The organism is Streptomyces sp. NPDC003379 (assembly GCF_053589195.1).
The window spans coordinates 82,309-99,619 of sequence record NZ_JBSFRK010000030.1 but is presented as its reverse complement, the minus strand read 5'-3'; the positions used below and the strand labels follow the sequence as shown (position 1 = coordinate 99,619).

Below are 17,311 nucleotides of genomic sequence, written 5' to 3'. Positions count from 1 at the left end.
CAAGTGCGTTTGTGTGTGAAATGTCCGAATTCGGGGGGATGTTCGGGTACCCCGAAGCCCGTGGAGGGCGTAATGTTCAGGGGCGTCATGCCGTTGTCGTACGGAACGGGCCCGGTCACCCGAAGCCGCGGGAGTCCTGCTTGAGGGCCGTGTCGACCGTCAGGGCCGTCGCCACGACGAGGCTCAGGAGCGGCTCGGGCAGCTGGTAGTGGATCTGGAGGACGTAGTTGTCCGCGGTGGTGAACATGGTCTTGGCGAGACCTTCCCAGGTCTTCGTGATCCGGGCGACCTCGTTGTCCGCGTGGTCGACGATCGAGAAGTTCCAGGCGCGCCAGTTCTCCGCCTTGATCGCGCCGACCTGCTGGCCGTTCACCACCATCGCGAAATTGATCTTGCCGATCATGTTCTGCTGGACGATCTCACCGACCGGCGAGCCGTCCGCGCGCTCGACGATCACCCGCGACTTCATGAACTTCCGCGGGCGGGTCAGCATCATCTGCGGCTGGCCGTACGCGTCGCGGATCTCCAGCTTGTGCGTCATGAACTGGTCGATGCTGGCGACGAAGCGCGCGACCTTCTTCAGGGCGGTCTGGCCGACCTGCACGACCGTGCCGAGCGTGTTGCCCGCCTGGTCCATGACGCTGTACTCGTTCGTCAGCTCGATGAGCTTGGCCTTCTGGTTCACCACCAGGACCGGCTCGGTGAACAGCGTGCCGCCGCCCTGAGCGGACGGCGTGACGCCGGCCTGCTGCTGGACCTGGCGCTGCACCTTGGCCGGGTCGGCCATCGGGGGCGCCACCGGCGCGGCCTGCGGGTACGCCTGCGGCTGGCCGAACTGACCCTGCGGGGCCTGCGGGGCCTGCGGCTGCTGCGGGACCTGCTGGGCCGGGCCGGTCTGCTGGGTCCACTGGGAGCCGTCCCACCAGCGGAGCTGCTGGGGGTCGCCCTGGGGGTCCGGATACCAGCCTGCAGGAGTGTTCGAATGCGTTGTCACCGGGGTGACCCTACCTTCCGGGCGGGGCGCGAAGAACCCCCCTCGGAACGCCACGTCCATCCGGCCAGGCGGCGCTGTGCACCGAGCCGCTCCGCCACCACGACCAGAGCTCCTCCGTGACGAACAGCAGGACCGCGCACGGTATGGGCGGTGGCGCCCGCCGGCTTCGCGTACGCGGCGCCGACCGCGTGTCGAGCCGCAGTTCACGCCACCACATGACGTCGGGCGTGGCGAGGCGGTGCGCTAGGACGGGGACCTCGACGCCGATGAGCGGGGTGCGGACCGTCTCGATCAGGACGGCGCGGTCGTCGGTCCCATGGAAGGAGAGCCGGTGGTACGCGGCGGGCCGCTCCCGGTCCTCCGCTCGGCCTGGGCGACCGCCGTGCGGAACGTGACGTCCCACAGCCGGGATATGGGCAGTTGGCGCTTTTCCGGCTTCTCCGGCGGTGTGAAGGCGGGGTCGTACGGCAGGGCGGGGTCGCAGCGGACACCGAAGTGGTTCTGGACGCGCGTCGGTGTGCGTGTACGAGGAGACGTGGCCGACGTGGAGCGACCCGCTGACCATGGGCGGCGGGGTGTCGATGGAGAAGACCTCGTCCCGCGTCTTCGAGCGGTCGAACGCGAATACGCCCGACTCGTCCCAGCGCCGCGACTTTTTCTCTTCGAGCCCGTCGAGGGCGGGCTTGGCGGGGGCCCCGGAGGGGCGCGGGGAGGAGTTCGTCATGCTCCTGGATGCCATCCGCGGCGGTGCACGACGGCCTCTTCTTATTGGCGCCTCTCCCCAGTGCTGCTCCGGAGTGGCCCCGGGGCCCCGCCGACCCTCAGCCGGTGATGATCGCCGGGTCGCTGACACCCGCCGCGCCGGTCTCCACGTGGCCCGCGAGCCGCCGCAGGAAGCCCGCGTCCGCGTCGGACCTCACGGTGAGGTCGTACCAGCGCCTGGTCGCCCGCAGATCGACGGTGTGCCGCACACTGGCGCCCGCCTTGATCTTGAAGGTCTGGGGCGTGCCGCCGTAGGCGTTGGTCAGCGTGAGGTTCACGTCCGCGCTGCCCGCGTTCTTCAGCGTCAGTTCGAGGTTGCCCGTCGTCCGGTCATGGCGGGCGGTGACCTCGGGGCCCGCCTTCTTGCCGGGGCCCTTGAAGGTGCGCAGGAAGCCGTTGGGGCCGAACACGGAGAGGTCGTACGCGCCCCCGGAGTACGCCGAGTTCCAGGTGTCGGAGACGGTCTTGCCGGCCTCCGTGGTGTACGTCCAGGGGCCGTCGGTGCGGTTGGCGGAGCGGACGTGGAAGCAGACGCCCGCCTTGTCGCCGCCGCCGAAGGTCAGCGTGAACTTCCCGGCGGCCGGGTCCGCGCCGCCGTCGACCAGCGGGGCGTACGGCAGGGCGCGGGCGGGCCGGGAGCCCGGCTCCTGCCGGGGCAGCTTCGGGTTCGAGGGCGCCTTCGGCACGTAGTCGGGGTGGCGCTTGTCGTCCGGCGGCTCGTAGGCGGCGGTGTCGGGCAGCCGCGCCGGGTCGGTGTCCTTGCCGCTGAAGTCGAACGCGGAGGTCAGGTCGCCGCAGATCGCACGGCGCCACGGCGAGATGTTGGGCTCGCGCACGCCGAAGCGCCGCTCCATGAACCGGATGATCGACGTGTGGTCGAAGACCTCGGAGTTCACGAAGCCTCCGGTGCTCCACGGCGAGACGACGATCATCGGGACGCGCTGGCCGAGGCCGTAGTGCCCGGCCGCGTAGGAGGCGTTGCCCGGGAAGTAGTCGAGCGCCGTGTCGACGGTGGACTTGCCCTGGGCCGCGTCCTTCGGCACGTACGGCGGGACGATGTGGTCGAAGTAGCCGTCGTTCTCGTCGTAGGTGACGAACAGCGCCGTCTTGGCCCACACCTCGGGGTTGGAGGTGAGCGCGTCGAGGGCCTGGGCGATGTACCAGGCGCCGAAGTTCACCGGCCAGTTCGGGTGCTCGGTGAAGGCCTCGGGGCAGGCGATGTAGGAGACCTGCGGGAGCTTGTCCGCCTTGACGTCGGCCTTGAGGATGTCGAAGTAGCCGTCGCCCGCCTTGGCGTTGGTGCCGGTGCGGGCCTTGTCGTAGAGCGGGTCGCCGGGCTTGGCGTTGCGGAACTTGTTGAAGTAGAGGAGGGAGTTGTCGCCGTAGTTGCCTCGGTAGGCGTCGTCGATCCACCCCCAGTGCCCCGCCGCGTCCAGGCCGTCGCCGATGTCCTGGTACACCTTCCAGGAGACGCCCGCCTGCTCCAGGCGCTCGGCGTACGTCGTCCAGTCGTACCCCGCCTCCTGGTTGCCGAGGACCGGCCCGCCGCCCTTGCCGTCGTTGCCGACGTGACCGGTGAGCATGTAGTAGCGGTTGGGGTCGGTGGCCCCGATGAACGAGCAGTGGTAATCGTCACAGATGGTGAACGCGTCGGCGAGCGCGTAGTGGAACGGGATGTCGTCCCGCTTGAGGTACGCCATCGTCCGCTCGGACTTCGCGGGGATCCACTGGTCGTACTTGCCGTTGTTGAATGCCTTGTGGCCGCCGGCCCAGTCGTGGTCGAGGCCCGCGATGAACTGCATGCCGAGGTCCTCGGCGGCGGGGTGGAAGGGCAGGACCTCCTTGCCGCCGCTGGGCTGGTTCCAGACGGGCTTGCCGTTCGGCAGCGTCACCGGGCGCGGGTCACCGAAGCCGCGTACGCCCTTCATCGTCCCGAAATAGTGGTCGAAGGAACGGTTCTCCTGCATCAAGACCACGACGTGCTCGACGTCCTGAATGGTGCCGGTGCTGCGCCTCGCGGGCAGGGAGGCGGCGCGGGCGATGCTCTGGTTGAGCATCGCGTAGGCCACGGTGCCGCCGGCGGCCTGTAGGAAACGGCGCCGATTGAGTTCAGGCATGAATATTTCGACCTCGTGTTGTGTGGGGGACGCGAGCGGGTGAAGTGTGCCAAGGGGAGCAAGCGATACGGAAGGGCCCGTGTCCGGTGGATGAAGAGAAGTCCAACCTCTGGCGAGCGGGACACAAGGCGCTGTGATTGACGGTCCTGTCTTGGGGTAGGCGGTCTCGTCACGGGGGTAGGTGCCGTGGGCAACCATGCGGCACGATGGGGCGCCGCCGATCCGTCTCACCTCCCAGGGAGAGTCCATGACTGTGCGCGTCCACGGCACCTGTGCGCCCGGATTCGAGGGTGTACGCGAGGAGTTCGAGCGGAATTTCACCGAGCGCGGCGACCTGGGGGCGGCCGTCGCGGCCACGGTCGACGGTACGTTCGTCGTGGATCTGTGGGCCGGTGACGCCGACCGGAGCGGCACGCGTCCCTGGGAGCGGGACACGCTGGTGAACGTGTACTCCACGACCAAGGGGATGACGGCGCTCTGCGCCCATCTGCTGGTGGACCGCGGCGAACTGGACCTGGACGCGCCGGTCGCGCGGTACTGGCCCGGGTTCGCCCGGGCGGGCAAGGCGGACATCCCGGTGCGCTGGCTGCTGAGCCACCGCAGCGGGCTGATCGCGCCCGGCGAACCCATGGGGCCGGGCGCGGTGTACGACTGGGAGAAGGTCACCGAGGCGCTGGCGGCCACCGCGCCGTGGTGGCGGCCGGGCTCCGCGCAGGGTTATCACGCGGTGACGTTCGGCTTCCTGGTCGGTGAGGTGGTGCGGCGGGTCACCGGCGTCTCGCTCGGCACCTTCCTGCGCTCGGAGGTGACCGGGCCGCTGGGCGCCGACGTCTTCATCGGTACGCCGGAGAGCGAGCACGGGCGGTGCGCGGACATGGCACCGCCCGTGAGCGCGGCCGACGGGACGTCCTCGGGCCGCGGCGTGTTCGCCGAGGCTCCCGAGCCCCCGGTCGGCGGGCTCGACGACCATCCGATGGCGCCGGTCACGCTGGCCTTCTCCTACCTGCCGCTGCGCGACGTGAACGGTGCGGCCTACCGCGGCGCGGAGATCCCCGCGGCCAACGGCCACGCCACCGCGCGCGGACTCGCCACGGTGTACGGCGAGTTGGCGGGCGGCAGGCTGCTCGCCGCCGACACGGTGGAGCGGCTGCGCACGCCGCAGGGCGGCGCCGACGAGCCGGACCTGGTGCTGCGGGTGGGCACGCCGCTCGCCGAGAGGTGGTCGTGGGGCCTCGGCTACATGCCCAACCGGTACGGGCAGGCGGGGCCCAACCCGCGGGCGTTCGGGCACGGGGGCATGGGCGGGTCGTACGCCTTCGCCGATCCGGAGAACCGTGTCTCGTACGCGTACACGATGAACCGCATGGGCGCCGGCACGTCCGGCGAGGATCTGCGCAGCGTCCACCTGGTCGGTGCGCTCTACGCGGCACTGGGGTCGCGCGGGCGCGGGTGATGCCGGGTCCGATGGGGGCCGGCGCGGGAATTGGACCACCCTGGCAGCCTCTTTTCCTCGTCCCCTCGCTCAGGGAATAGCCGAGTGATCTTGGTGGTCGTCCTCTACGGAAACCGAGACCGGAACCGAGCGGTACGGACCTGAGCGAGGGAGCGAGCCGGATGCCCATGGCGTACGTATTCACCGAACACGGCGGTCCCGAGGTGGAGGCCTTCGTCGACCTGCCGATACCGGAGCCCGGCCCGGGGCAACTCCTCGTCGCGGTGCGCGCGGCGGGCGTGAACCCGGTCGACTGGAAGCTGCGGGCGGGCAAGCGCAGGCCCGGGCAGGGGCCGCTGGTGGGGCCGGAGGTCCTGGGCAGCGAGGTCGCCGGGGTCGTGGAGCGCGTCGGGCCCGGGGTGGAGGGGTTCGCGGTCGGGGACGCGGTGTTCGGCAATCCGGTCACCGGCGGGTACGCGCGGTTCACGCTGGCCCCGGCCGACATCGCCGCGCACAAGCCGGACGCCCTCTCCTTCACGGACGCCGCCGCGCTGCCGGTCGCGGCCGCCACCGCGTACGACGGGCTGCGGCAGCTGGATCTGCCCGCCGGGGCGACTCTGCTGATCACCGGCGCCGGGGGCGGTGTCGGGGTGGCCGCGGCGCAGATCGCGCGCCACTTCGGGCTGCGCGTGGTGGGCACGGCAGGCGCGGGCAAGAAGGAGTTCGTCGAGTCGCTCGGCGCGGTGCATGTGGCGCGAGGTCCACGGCTGGCCGAGCGCGTGCGGGAGGCGGCGCCGGGCGGTCGTATCGACGCGGTCTTCGACCTGGTCGGCGGCGCGGACCTGGCGGAGGTCGCGGGGCTCCTGACCGACCGCGGCGGACTCATCACGGCAGCCGCCAAGGAGACCGTCGCGGAACTGGGCGGCGCCGCGGTCGCGCGCGCCCGGACGGCGGCGGTCCTGAACGAGGTGGCCCTGCTGGCCGTGTCCGGCGTCCTGCGCCCACACGTGACGGCCACCTACCCTCTGGCCCGCGCCGACGAGGCGCTGCGCGCGGTGGAGGACGGCCATGCGCGGGGCAAGATCGTGATCGAGGTGGAGGCGTGAGGGGCGGTAGCGGGCGTGTGCGGCTGAGCCGGCGGGCGGGGCGGCGTCGGGCATCCGGCCGCTGCGGCGCACGACCGGGTTCCGTGCCGCGCGAGTGCCTGTCCGCCCACCCGGCCGCCTCAGAGGCACCGGGGAAAAAAGAGAGGACGATTCCGTTTGCCCGTTGGTACCTTCCGGATCATGGAATCCGTCAGTGAGAAACAGATCCGCGCCTCCTTCGTGAACTGCTCGAAGGGTGAGGCGACCCGGCTCACGCTGCCGGCGGGCTTCGCGGAGACCGTCTGGTCGGACCTGGACTTCCTGGGCTGGCGCGACCCCAAGGCCCCCGAGCGCGGCTACGTGGTGACGTGGCGGGACGGCAAGCCCGTCGGTATCGCGCTGCGCGCCTCGACCGGGCCGCGCAAGAGCCTGCTCAAGTCCAGCATCTGCTCGGTCTGCGTGACCCCGCAGTCCGGCTCCGGCATCACGCTGCTCGTGGCGCCCAAGGCGGGAGCGGCGGGCCGCCAGGGCAACACGGTCGGCCTGTACATCTGCGCGGACCTGGCGTGCTCCCTCTATGTGCGCGGGAAGAAGACGACGGTGTTCGCCCGCCGCCTGGAGGAGAGCCTCGCGCCGGAGGAGCAGAACGCCAGGACCCTGCGGAATCTGCACGGCTTCCTGGACCAGGTCCTCGCCGGTTAGGGGGTGTCTCTTCGATCTTCGAGGATCAGCCCGCCGCGGGCCCTCGAAGACCGAAGAGACACCCCCTAGGTCAGGGCTCCCGCACAGACAGGTCCTACAGGGCGCGGGGGTCCACCAGTTGCAGCGCCAGCGTCGGTGACGGCTCGGCCAGGCCGGGGCCGCCCGCCTGCGCCCAGGCGAGTATCCCCTCCAGCGACTCGTCGTCCGTGACGAAGCCGACCCAGGCCGCCCGGCCGCCCCGCCTGCGCCCCTCGTTCGAGGGCTGGACGACGACGATGTTGGCCTGGCCGCACGGCCCGAGGCAGTCGCTCGTGCGCACCGCGAACCGGCCCCGCGACGCCGCCGCCGCGGACCGCAGCCGCTCCAGCTGCCAGTCGTGGTCGATGCCGGGGTTCTTGCGGGCGTCGCCGCAGCAGCAGCCCCGGCACACGACGAGCGTGCAGGGGCGGCGGGCTGCGGCACCGATGGAGACGACGGGACTCATCCCGTGATCATGTCAGCTCGGTCCCGCCCGGCTCCCCGCGGCCCAGGTACGCGAGCCCGGGGTGCGCCCGGCGGTAGCCGTCCACCAGGCGCCGCGCGACCGTCACCGAGTCGACCAGCGGATGCAGCGCGAACGCCTTGACCGCGGTGGCGAGCGACCCGCTCTCCGCCGCGGCGAGCACCTCGCGCTCGACCGCCTTGACGGAGCACACCAGGCCGGTGGCGTGGCCCGGCAGCGGGTCCACCGTCATGGGATGGGCGCCGTTGGCGTCGACGGAGCACGGCACCTCGATGACGGCGTCCGCGTCCAGGGCGGCCAGGGTCGTGCCGTTGCGCACATTGAGGATCAGCGTCGCCCGTTCGTCCCGCGCGATGGCCCGCATCAGCGCGAGGGCGACCTTCTCGTACCCGCCGGACTCCAGGTCCTCCTCGGCCCGCTCCCCCACGCCCGCCGCTTCCCGGTTCTCCGCCATGTACGCCGCCTCGCGCTCGGCGAGGGTGTCGTCCCACGCCTTGAGGGCGGGGGTGCCTGGGTGCTGCACTTCGGCGTAGAAGCGGGCCTGTTGGTCGTGGAGGAAGGCGCCGCGGGTCCGCTCGGCCTGCTGGTAGGCGCGTACGGTGTCGCGGTTGAAGTAGTAGTAGTGCAGGTATTCGTTGGGGATCGCGCCGAGCGACTGGAGCCAGTCGGCGCCGAAGAGCCTGCCCTGTTCGAAGGAGACGAGGAGTCCGGGGTCGGCGAGCAGGCGCGGCAGTTCGTCGCGGCCCGCGATGCGCAGGCCGCGCAGCCAGCCGAGGTGGTTGAGGCCCACGTAGTCGATGAAAGCCTCGTCGGGGTCGGCGCCGAGCACGTGCGCGACCCTGCGGCCAAGGCCGACGGGCGAGTCGCAGATGCCGATGACGCGGTCGCCGAGGTGGCGCGACATCGCCTCGGTGACCAGGCCCGCGGGGTTGGTGAAGTTGATGACCCAGGCGTCCGGGGCGAGCCGGGCGACGCGCCGTGCGATGTCCACGGCGACGGGCACGGTGCGCAGTCCGTACGCGATGCCGCCCGCGCCCACCGTCTCCTGCCCGAGGACGCCCTCGGCCAGCGCGACGCGCTCGTCGGCGGCTCGCCCCTCGAGGCCGCCGACGCGGATCGCGGAGAACACGAAGTCGGCGCCGCGCAGAGCCTCGTCGAGGTCGGTGGTGGTGGTCACGGCGGGCGCGTCGGCGACGCCCGTGGCCTGCTCCGCGAGGACGCGCGCGATGGCGCCGAGCCGTGCCGCGTCCAGGTCGTGCAGGACGACGTCGGTGACGCGGCCCTCGGCGCGGTCGCCGAGGAGGGCCCGGTACACGAGCGGAACGCGGAACCCGCCCCCGCCGAGAATTGCCAGCTTCACGTCTACAACCGCCTTCTGTCGGAGCGTTACCACTGGGGCTCACGTTACGTACGATGACGCGGCAGCGTTCCGACCCCCCACGGAGGTAGCCCCCCAATGACCCTTTGGACCGCACCGGCGACGACCCTTCGGCGGGCGTCGACCGCCCTGTTCGGCGCCGTCACCCTGGCGGTGGCGACGACGGGCGGCGCCGCATCGGCCGCGCCCGCCTCGCCCGCCTCGCCCGGCGGCTGGCAGGAGTCAGACACCTCGTACGTCAACTCCCTCACCGGCAGCCAGGGTCTCGCGAGCCGCGCGGACGGCAGCCTCCTCCACCGGGGGCTCGGCTCGATACCGCTGGGCCTGCGTGTCAAGGGCTGGGGGCACGTGGGCGACCCCGACATCGCGGACGGGCACACCTTCGACGCCTACCAGGGCGGTGACAGCGCCAAGTCGAAGATGTTCGCGGTGACCACGCCCGGCGGGCAGCGCCACCTCTACGAGCATCGGCTCGACGCGGGCGAGAAGCTCAACAACTCCTTCGCCGCCGTCTCGCCCGACACGCGCTGGCTCGTCTCCGGCGAGTGGGGCGACCAGAAGCGCCTCCAGGTCTTCCCCGCACCGCTGCTCAACCCCTCGACGCCATCGACCGGTGGGGCGCTCCCCCAGGCCGGGCAGATCACGCTCGACAAGCCCGTACGCGACATCCAGGGCTGTGACTTCGTCTCCGCCACACGGCTGGTGTGCGCCTCCAACGACGCGTCCAAGGAGCTGTTCCCCGAGGACCGGCCCGTCCTCCAGGTCGACCTGGACCGCGCGCTCGACGGGCGGCCCGTGACCGGCCGCGTCTCCTCCCTCTTCGCCTCGCCGCGGCGCAGCGTCTGCTCCGGCTCGTTCGAGACGGAGGGCGTGGACTACGACGCGGCGCGCCGGACGCTGCGCGTCGAGGTGGTGCCGCCCGCGCCGTGCCTGGTGACGACGGCGGTGTACGCGTACAAGCCGACGACGGGCTGAGAGCCGGGGCGCGCTGTCCGTCTGACGGACGGCACGTGTGGGGCGCCGCTCCACAGGGGAAGGCCGTGATCATGACACAGCACGTCCAGCAGGTGACCGACGACTCCCCCGCCCACGAGCGGCGCCCGATACGGCAGTTGCTCGCCGCGTCGGTCGGCAACGCCGTGGAGTGGTACGACTGGTACGCGTACACCTTCCTCGCCACGTACATCGCCGGCCAGGTCTTCCCCAAGGGCTCGGGGAACTCCCTGGTGCCGCTGCTCTCCACGTTCGCCGTCTTCGCCGTCGGCTTCTTCATGCGGCCCGTGGGCGGCCTGCTGATGGGCGCCGTCGCCGACCGGCGCGGCAGGCGCGCCGCGCTGACCGTCACGATTCTGTTGATGGGCGGCAGCAGTCTGCTGGTCGGCCTGACCCCGACGTACGCGTCCGTGGGCGTGCTCGCGCCGGTGGTGCTCGTCGCGGCGCGGCTGCTGCAAGGTCTGTCGGTGGGCGGCGAGTTCGCCGCGTCGACGACGTTCCTCGTGGAGTCGGCGGGTCCGGGGCGGCGCGGCCTGTTCTCCAGCTTCCAGTACGTCTCCACGAGCGCGGGCCAGCTGGCCGCGTCGGGCATCGCGGCCCTGCTGGTCGCCACGCTCTCCGACGGGCAGATGGACGGCTGGGGCTGGCGGCTGCCCTTCCTGCTCGGGGCGGTGCTCAGCCTGGTCGGCTTCTGGATCAGGCAGGGCGCGTACGAGACACACCGGGCGCCCGTCGAGCAGGGCGAGCGGCCCGGACTCTTCGACGCGCTGCGCCACCACCCGCGCCAGTCGCTGCTGATCTGCGGCATCACGGCGGGCGGCACCATCGCCTACTACACGTGGACGTCGTACCTGCCGACGTACGCCGAGCTGAACACCGACATCGGCAAGAGCCAGGCGCTGCTCGCGGGCACGCTCTCGCTCGCGTTCTTCGCCCTGCTCCAGCCGGTGGGCGGGCTGCTCTCCGACCGCGTCGGGCGCAGGCCGCTGCTGCTCTTCTTCGGCATCGGGTTCGCCGTCCTGAGCGTGCCGCTGCTGAAGTCGCTCTCCGGGTCGTTCGTCTCGCTGCTGCTCGTGAGTTGCGCGGGGATGGTGCTGCTCACCGGGTTCACGTCGATCTCGGCGGCCGTGAATGCGGAGGTGTTCCCGGCTCGGGTGCGGGCCGCCGGGATCGGCTTCCCGTACTCGCTGACCGTGGCGGTGTTCGGCGGCACGGCCCCGTACGTGGGAACCCTGTTCAAGGAGATCGGCTCTCCGGGGCTGTTTCCCTGGTACGTGGCCGTGCTGTGCCTTTTGTCGTCGGTGGTCTATTTGCGGTTGCCGGAGACGGCGCACAAAGGGCTTGAGCGGTAGGTGTACTGCCTGGTGCGGGCCGTCAGTGGCTGGTCGCGCGGTTCCCCGCGTCCCTGTCGGGGCGCACCTCGGCGATCGAACGGCCGGCCCACTGTGGTGCCTGTTCCGTCAGGGCCGTCAGGTGCTCCCGGATGTCGTCCGGGAAGGGCGCCGCGCGGCCCGCGTTCTGGTCCACGTGGATCGCGAGCAGCTCCGTGGTGGCCACCGGGGCCGCGTCCGGGGCAGGTTCGGCCCCGGCGTCCCCGACGACGTACATCTCGTGCGTGAAGCGCGCCTTCTTGGCGTCGGCGCCCAGCAGGCGGGTGCGGACGGCGAGATGGGCGCCTTCGGGGACGTCGTTCAGGTACCGGATGTGCGCCTCGACCGTGTAGAGGGAGCAGCCGGTGGACTCGCGGTACCCCGCGTGCAGGCCCGTCTCGATCATCATGGCGTCGGTGGCGTAGCCGAAGACGAGGACGTAGAAGGCCTCGCTCATATGGCCGTTGTAGTCGATCCACTCGGGGCGGACGGTCCGGTACAGGAGGGGCAGGGTCACTTGTCGTCCTTCCGCTGCCGGGGCAGACGGCCCGTTGCCCGCAGTACGTCGATGACGCCCTGGTCACGCTCGGCGACGAGGTCCGCGATGGTGCGCCCGGCCGCCTCCTCGTCGCATCCGGCGACCACGGCGTCGTACAGCCTCTTGTCGAGTTCTGGGGCTTCCAGGCGCGTCCACGGGGACTTCAGGGACGGGCCGAAGTGGTCGAGCATGTGCGCCATGCCGCCCTCGCCGCCCGCGAGCGCGAAGGTGAGCATGGGGCCCATGAACGCCCAGCGCAGGCCCGGTCCTTCGGTGATGGAGTCGTCGATCTCCTGGACGGTGGCCTCGCCGTTGGCGACCATGTGCAGGGCCTCGCGCCACAGGGCTTCCTGGAGGCGGTTGGCGATGAAGCCGGGGATCGTGATCACGGACTTGCCCGCGGTCTCGTAGAAGCGGGACGCCCAGGCGACGGCCTCGGGGTCGGTCCGCTCGCCGCCGACGACCTCGACGAGCGGGATGAGGTACGGCGGGTTGAAGGGGTGCCCGACGACGAGGCGGCCGGGGGTCGTGGCCTCGGTCTGCATGTCGGTCATCGGGTAGCCGGAGGTGGAGGAGGCGATGACGACCCCGGCGGGCGCCGCGGCGTCCAGCCGGGCGAGCAGGTCGCGCTTGAGCTCCAGCTTCTCGGGGGCGCTCTCCTGCACGAACTGGGCGTCGGCGACGGCCTCTTCGAGGGTCGCGGTGACGGTCAGGCGGTCCTGGGACGCGCCCTCGGCGAGCCCCAGCTGGGCGAGCGCGGGCCAGGCGGCCCCCACGAGACGGCGCAGCCGCTGATCGGCGTCGGGGGCGGGGTCCCAGGCGGTGACGTCATAGCCACGGGCCAGAAAATGGGCGACCCAGCCGCCACCGATCACTCCGGCGCCGACACAGGCGACGTGGCGCACTTCTTCAGGGGTGGTGGTCGTGGTCATGCGGGGGGTTCCTTTCTCACTGCGGCGGGGCGGCGCCCTGCGCACAGTCCGGTGAAGCGCTAGACGCGGGCCTTGAGACCGAGCTTCTGCCGGGCCTCGTCCGGCGTGGCGACGCGCGACCCGAGCGACTCGGTGATCTGCACAGCACGCTCCACAAGCTGCGCGTTCGTCGCCTTGTCGCCCTTGCCGAGATAGAGGTTGTCCTCCAGACCGACGCGGACCTGACCGCCGAGCAGGATGGACTGGGCGACCCACGGCATCTGCATGCGGCCGAGCGCGAAGCTGGCCCACTGGGCGCCTTCGGGAAGCATGTTGACCATGGACTGCAGGACGCCCGGGTCGGCGGGGGCGCCCCACGGGACGCCCATGCAGAGCTGGAAGACGGTGGGGTTGTCGAGCAGCCCCTCGGCTAGGAGCTGCTTGGCGAACCACAGCTGGCCGGTGTCGAAGATCTCCAGCTCGGGGCGGACCCCCAGCTCCTGGATGCGCTTGGCGCCCTGACGGAGCATGTCGGGGGTGGAGATGTAGAGGTTGCTGCCGTCGCCGAAGTTGAGCGAGCCGCAGTCGAGCGTGCAGATGTCGGGGAGCAGGTCCTCGACGTGCGGGAGGCGGTCGAGGCCGCTGACGAGGTCGGTGCCCGGCAGGTGCTTGAGCGGCTCGTCCGGGTCGATGACGAGGTCGCCGCCCATGCCCGCGGTGAGGTTGATGACGACGTCGGTACCGGTCTCCTTGATGCGCTCGACGACCTCGCGGTACAGGCGCGGGTCGCGGGAGGGGTCGCCGCTCTCCGGGTCGCGGACGTGGATGTGCACGACGGCGGCGCCCGCCTCGGCGGCCTCCACGGCGGACGTGGCTATCTGCTCGGGCGTGACGGGCACGTGCGGGCTCTTGCGGACGGTGTCGCCGGCGCCGGTCAGGGCGCAGGTGATGATGACGTTGTCGTTCACGGGCATGCGGAACTCTCCCTCGGGGGGGTCGTCAGGGGATACGAGAAGTCAGTGCGCGGTCAGCGTGGCGTCGACGTGGGCGGTGAGGGCCTCGTGCATGTCGTCGGGGCTCGTGCCGGGGCCGTCGGGTGGGGAGGCGAGGACCTGTGTGGCGAGGCCGTCGATCAGGGCGGTCAGGCGCAGCGCCGCCGCCTCGGGGTCGGCGGGGCGGAAGACGCCGTCGGCGACGCCGCGCCGGATGACGTCGGCGACGGTGGTGCGCCACTGCCGGTAGTAGTCGGTGTGCAGGCGGCCCACGGCGGTGGAGCGGGCGGCCTCCGCCCACAGGTCGAGCCAGACGCCCCACTGCCGGCGCTGCCCCGCGGTGCGCGGGATCTGGAGCTCGATGAGCTGGCGCAGCTCGTCGGCGGTGTCGGCCGCGTCCGCGACGCGCGCGGCCCGGCGGGCGGTGTCCTCGTCCATGCACCAGCGCACGGCGGCTTCGAGGAGGTCGTCGCGGCCCGGGAAGTGGTAGTGGATGGCGGCGGTGCTGGTGTCGCAGGCCGCGGCGATGTCCTGGACGCGGACGGCGTGGAAGCCGTGCTCGGCGATGAGGCGCACGGTCTCGCGCACGATCTGCAGGGGCCTGCCGCCCTCCGTGAGCGTCCCCCCGGCGCGCCGGCGCCGGGCCGGGGGCGTGGCGTCCGGCGTGGCGTCCGGCGTGCCGAGGAGCCAGCCCGCGTCGACCCCGCCGGTGGCGGCGACGCGGGCCAGCTCGGCCGCGGTGAACCGGCGCGTGCCGCCGAGGGAGCGGGACAGCTTGGAAGGGTCCATGACGATCCGGCGCGCGAACTCCCGCTGGGTCACGCCCGCGTCGGCGATGACCTTGCGTACGCGCCCGGACACGTCGTCCCGCTGCTCTGACTGCATGGTGGGCCACCGTACATACGCGTTGCGATGAGCACAACATGTGTACGGCAGACCCGCTGCTGCCAGCGGGATTGCGATGCCGACTGACGCATCAGTCAGTCTCGCATCAGTCAGCCTCCGGCACCGGCAGGATCTGCCGCAGGTGCGGGTCGGGGTGGAAGCCCCTGCGCCACTCGCGGGGGTAGCCGACGGAGGCCTCCACGTGGCGCACTCCGTCGTGCCAGGTGGTGCGGGGGATGTGCAGATGGCCGTAGACGACGGCCGCCGCGTCGTACTTCACGTGCCAGTCCGCGGACAGTTCCGTGCCGCACCACAGGGCGAACTCGGGGTAGCGCAGGACCCGGGTGGGCTCGCGGAGCAGTGGCCAGTGGTTGATGAGGACGGTGGGCAGGCCGGGGGGCCGCTCGGCGAGGCGCTCCTCGGTGAGCTTGACGCGGGCGCGGGACCAGTCGTCGCGCGTCGCGTACGGGTCGGGGTGCAGGAAGTACTCGTCGGTGCAGACGACGCCCGCCTCATGGGCGACCGCGAGGGCCTCCTCCTTGGTGTGCGTCCCCTCGGGGCGGAAGCTGTAGTCGTAGAGGAGGAACAGCGGGGCGACGGTGACGGGGCCGCCCGCGCCGCGCCACACCGGGTAGGGGTCCTCGGGCGTGGACACGCCGAGTCCGCGGCAGAGCGCGACGAGATGCTGGTAGCGCTCCTCGCCCCGCAGCTGGACCGGATCGTCCTTGGGCGTCCACAGTTCGTGGTTGCCGGGCGACCACACCACCTTGGCGAACCGCCCGGCGAGCGTGCGCAGCGCCCACTCGATGTCGGCCATGCGCTCGGCGACGTCCCCGGCGACGATCAGCCAGTCCCCGTCGGTCTCCGGCCGGATGGTCTCGACGTACTTCCTGTTCTCCGCGTACGCGACGTGCAGGTCGCTGATCGCCCACAGCTTCGGAGTCTTCTCTGATGCCATCACCGTGTGAGGCTAACCGAGTTGATCCGTCGGTGTCCGTCAGTGGTGTTCGCCCTCCCCGCGCTGGATCGCCAGGTACTCCTCCGCGGTCGCCTTCGGCACCTGCGCCTTGGGGCCGTACATGGCGCGGGAGAGGCGGGAGCGCAGACGGTCGGAGCGGCGGACCTTGCGGGCCACGCCGTTGGCGTCGACCAGGGGACCGATCTCGTAGGGCCGGTGCTGTTCATGGGCGGTCAGGCGGTACAGCTCCGCCTGTGGCAGGGGCTCGTGGATCTCGACGTACTCGCCGTGCGGCAGGCGTTTGACGGTGCCGGTCTCGCGCCCGTGCAGCACCTTCTCGCGGTCCCTGTGCTGGAGTCCCAGGCAGATGCGGTGGGTGATGACGTACGCGAGGACGGGCGCCACGAAGAAGGAGATGCGTACGAACCACGTGATGGCGTTGATCGAGAGGTGGAAGTGGGTGGCGACGATGTCGTTGCCGCCGCCGATGAGCAGCACGAAGTACAGCGTGAGCCAGGCGACGCCGAAGCCGGTGCGCACCGGGGTGTTGCGGGGCCGGTCCGCGATGTGGTGTTCCCGCCTGTCGCCCGTGACCCAGGCCTCGACGAAGGGGTAGACCGCGATCGCCATCATGATGAGCGGGAAGAGCGAGAAGGGGATGAGGACGCCGAGGGCGAGCGTGTGCCCCCAGATGTTGATCTCCCAGGCGGGCATCACCCGGATCAGCCCCTCGGAGAAGCCGAGGTACCAGTCGGGTTGGGCCCCGGTGGAGACCATGTCGGGGCGGTACGGGCCGATCGCCCAGACGGGGTTGATGGAGGCGACCGCGCCCATGATCGCGAGCACGCCGAAGACCAGGAAGAAGAAGCCGCCCGCCTTGGCGATGTAGATGGGCAGGAACGGCGCCCCCACCACGTTCTTCTCGGTCTTTCCCGGACCGGCGAACTGGGTGTGCTTGTGGTAGAAGACCAGGATCAGGTGGGCGACGACCAGCCCGAGCATGATGCCCGGCAGCAGCAGGATGTGGATCGGATAGAACCGCGCCACGATGTCCTCGCCCGGGAACTCCCCGCCGAACAGGAACATGGCGAGATACGTCCCGACCACGGGGATCGAGAGGATCGCGCCGTGCGCGAAGCGCACGCCGGTGCCGGAGAGCATGTCGTCGGGGAGCGAGTAACCGGTCAGGCCCGTGATGATGGCGAGCATCAACAGGGTCCAGCCGAAGAGCCAGTTGACCTCGCGCGGTTTGCGGAACGCGCCGGTGAAGAACACCCGCATCATGTGGACGAACATGCCGGCGATGAAGACGACCGCCGCCCAGTGGTGGATCTGCCGGATCAGCAGACCGCCGCGCACCTCCAGGCTGATCTCCAGCGTGGACTCGAACGCCCTGGACACCTGGAGGCCCTTGAGCGGCACGTAGGGGCCGTCGTAGGTGACCTCGGCCATGCTCGGCTCGAAGAAGAGGGTCAGATAGGTGCCGGTGAGGATCAGGATCAGGAAGCTGTAGAGGCAGATCTCGCCGAACATGAACGACCAGTGGTCGGGAAAGATCTTGCGCATCTGGCTCTTGGCGAGGGTATGGACGCCGAGGCGTCCGTCCGCCCAGTCCGCGACCCGCTCGCCTCTGCCGGGCCGCGCGGGCCGCCCGCTTGCCCCGGTGCGCTCGATGCTTCCGCTCATGCGACT

General features: G+C 71.2%; 16 protein-coding genes. 5 read left to right on the top strand and 11 right to left on the bottom strand.

Going from position 1 to position 17,311, the window contains the following annotated elements; translation table 11 throughout:
• Positions 1-115 precede the first annotated feature (115 nt).
• From ACWDVB_RS26970 to ACWDVB_RS26960, 3 genes are all read right to left on the bottom strand, one after another.
• Entirely contained in the window at positions 116-994 is an 879-nt protein-coding gene (locus ACWDVB_RS26970; protein WP_451517203.1) for a phospholipid scramblase-related protein, read from the bottom strand.
• Positions 995-1,004: 10 nt separating this feature from the next.
• Entirely contained in the window at positions 1,005-1,718 is a 714-nt protein-coding gene (locus ACWDVB_RS26965; protein WP_451517204.1) for a class I tRNA ligase family protein, read from the bottom strand.
• A gap of 97 nt (positions 1,719-1,815) precedes the next feature.
• The gene (locus ACWDVB_RS26960; protein WP_451517205.1) at positions 1,816-3,873 is read right to left on the bottom strand and encodes a phosphocholine-specific phospholipase C; all 2,058 of its coding nucleotides are present in this window, start codon (positions 3,871-3,873) and stop codon (positions 1,816-1,818) included.
• A 247-nt stretch (positions 3,874-4,120) separates the two neighbouring features.
• Between ACWDVB_RS26960 and ACWDVB_RS26955 the strand changes: the two genes are divergently transcribed.
• From ACWDVB_RS26955 to ACWDVB_RS26945, 3 genes are all read left to right on the top strand, one after another.
• Positions 4,121-5,326: a serine hydrolase domain-containing protein gene (locus tag ACWDVB_RS26955; RefSeq protein ID WP_451517206.1), complete on the top strand. Its 1,206-nt coding sequence runs from the start codon at positions 4,121-4,123 to the stop codon at positions 5,324-5,326.
• A gap of 161 nt (positions 5,327-5,487) precedes the next feature.
• On the top strand, positions 5,488-6,411 hold the full coding sequence (locus ACWDVB_RS26950) for an NADP-dependent oxidoreductase (RefSeq protein ID WP_451517207.1): 924 nt from the start codon (positions 5,488-5,490) through the stop codon (positions 6,409-6,411).
• Positions 6,412-6,591: 180 nt separating this feature from the next.
• Positions 6,592-7,092, top strand: a complete 501-nt coding sequence (locus tag ACWDVB_RS26945) for an FBP domain-containing protein (RefSeq protein ID WP_451517208.1) — start codon at positions 6,592-6,594, stop codon at positions 7,090-7,092.
• 94 nt (positions 7,093-7,186) lie between these two features.
• Here ACWDVB_RS26945 and ACWDVB_RS26940 read toward each other — a convergent pair whose 3' ends face one another.
• Entirely contained in the window at positions 7,187-7,576 is a 390-nt protein-coding gene (locus tag ACWDVB_RS26940; protein ID WP_451517209.1) for a (2Fe-2S) ferredoxin domain-containing protein, read from the bottom strand.
• Between the two features lie 7 nt (positions 7,577-7,583).
• Positions 7,584-8,954, bottom strand: a complete 1,371-nt coding sequence (locus tag ACWDVB_RS26935; RefSeq protein WP_451517210.1) for a 6-phospho-beta-glucosidase — start codon at positions 8,952-8,954, stop codon at positions 7,584-7,586.
• A 96-nt stretch (positions 8,955-9,050) separates the two neighbouring features.
• Between ACWDVB_RS26935 and ACWDVB_RS26930 the strand changes: the two genes are divergently transcribed.
• Positions 9,051-9,947, top strand: a complete 897-nt coding sequence (locus ACWDVB_RS26930; protein WP_451517211.1) for a hypothetical protein — start codon at positions 9,051-9,053, stop codon at positions 9,945-9,947.
• Between the two features lie 71 nt (positions 9,948-10,018).
• Complete coding sequence (locus ACWDVB_RS26925; protein ID WP_451517212.1) at positions 10,019-11,317, top strand: MFS transporter; 1,299 nt, start codon at positions 10,019-10,021, stop codon at positions 11,315-11,317.
• Positions 11,318-11,339: 22 nt separating this feature from the next.
• On the opposite strand, the gene ACWDVB_RS26920 is transcribed toward ACWDVB_RS26925, so the two are convergent.
• The 6 genes from ACWDVB_RS26920 to qcrB form a co-directional block, all read right to left on the bottom strand.
• Positions 11,340-11,852, bottom strand: coding sequence for a thioesterase family protein (locus tag ACWDVB_RS26920; protein WP_451517213.1), 513 nt, complete (start codon positions 11,850-11,852; stop codon positions 11,340-11,342).
• Complete coding sequence (locus ACWDVB_RS26915) at positions 11,849-12,805, bottom strand: 3-hydroxyacyl-CoA dehydrogenase NAD-binding domain-containing protein (protein ID WP_451517214.1); 957 nt, start codon at positions 12,803-12,805, stop codon at positions 11,849-11,851. The genes ACWDVB_RS26920 and ACWDVB_RS26915 overlap by 4 nt, the downstream gene beginning before the upstream one ends.
• A 59-nt stretch (positions 12,806-12,864) precedes the next feature.
• Entirely contained in the window at positions 12,865-13,758 is an 894-nt protein-coding gene (locus ACWDVB_RS26910) for a 3-keto-5-aminohexanoate cleavage protein (protein ID WP_451517215.1), read from the bottom strand.
• 42 nt (positions 13,759-13,800) lie between these two features.
• The gene (locus ACWDVB_RS26905) at positions 13,801-14,661 is read right to left on the bottom strand and encodes a TetR family transcriptional regulator C-terminal domain-containing protein (RefSeq protein WP_451517216.1); all 861 of its coding nucleotides are present in this window, start codon (positions 14,659-14,661) and stop codon (positions 13,801-13,803) included.
• 106 nt (positions 14,662-14,767) lie between these two features.
• Positions 14,768-15,619 carry a metallophosphoesterase family protein gene (locus ACWDVB_RS26900; protein WP_451517217.1) on the bottom strand — a complete coding sequence of 284 codons (852 nt, stop codon included), beginning with the start codon at positions 15,617-15,619 and terminating at the stop codon, positions 14,768-14,770.
• A gap of 39 nt (positions 15,620-15,658) precedes the next feature.
• On the bottom strand, positions 15,659-17,305 hold the full coding sequence (qcrB, locus tag ACWDVB_RS26895; protein WP_451517218.1) for a cytochrome bc1 complex cytochrome b subunit: 1,647 nt from the start codon (positions 17,303-17,305) through the stop codon (positions 15,659-15,661).
• Between the last annotated feature and the right edge of the window lie 6 nt (positions 17,306-17,311).

Excerpts from the sequence above, each read along its gene's own strand:
- ACWDVB_RS26950 (WP_451517207.1), top strand. The coding sequence starts at position 5,488 with ATGCCCATGGCGTACGTATTCACCGAACACGGCGGTCCCGAGGTGGAG.
- ACWDVB_RS26940 (WP_451517209.1), bottom strand. The coding sequence starts at position 7,576 with ATGAGTCCCGTCGTCTCCATCGGTGCCGCAGCCCGCCGCCCCTGCACG.
- ACWDVB_RS26960 (WP_451517205.1), bottom strand. The coding sequence starts at position 3,873 with ATGCCTGAACTCAATCGGCGCCGTTTCCTACAGGCCGCCGGCGGCACC.
- ACWDVB_RS26955 (WP_451517206.1), top strand. The coding sequence starts at position 4,121 with ATGACTGTGCGCGTCCACGGCACCTGTGCGCCCGGATTCGAGGGTGTA.
- ACWDVB_RS26900 (WP_451517217.1), bottom strand. The coding sequence starts at position 15,619 with ATGGCATCAGAGAAGACTCCGAAGCTGTGGGCGATCAGCGACCTGCAC.
- qcrB (WP_451517218.1), bottom strand. The coding sequence starts at position 17,305 with ATGAGCGGAAGCATCGAGCGCACCGGGGCAAGCGGGCGGCCCGCGCGG.
- ACWDVB_RS26945 (WP_451517208.1), top strand. The coding sequence starts at position 6,592 with ATGGAATCCGTCAGTGAGAAACAGATCCGCGCCTCCTTCGTGAACTGC.
- ACWDVB_RS26905 (WP_451517216.1), bottom strand. The coding sequence starts at position 14,661 with ATGCAGTCAGAGCAGCGGGACGACGTGTCCGGGCGCGTACGCAAGGTC.
- ACWDVB_RS26910 (WP_451517215.1), bottom strand. The coding sequence starts at position 13,758 with ATGCCCGTGAACGACAACGTCATCATCACCTGCGCCCTGACCGGCGCC.
- ACWDVB_RS26965 (WP_451517204.1), bottom strand. The coding sequence starts at position 1,718 with ATGACGAACTCCTCCCCGCGCCCCTCCGGGGCCCCCGCCAAGCCCGCC.
- ACWDVB_RS26930 (WP_451517211.1), top strand. The coding sequence starts at position 9,051 with ATGACCCTTTGGACCGCACCGGCGACGACCCTTCGGCGGGCGTCGACC.
- ACWDVB_RS26915 (WP_451517214.1), bottom strand. The coding sequence starts at position 12,805 with ATGACCACGACCACCACCCCTGAAGAAGTGCGCCACGTCGCCTGTGTC.
- ACWDVB_RS26925 (WP_451517212.1), top strand. The coding sequence starts at position 10,019 with ATGACACAGCACGTCCAGCAGGTGACCGACGACTCCCCCGCCCACGAG.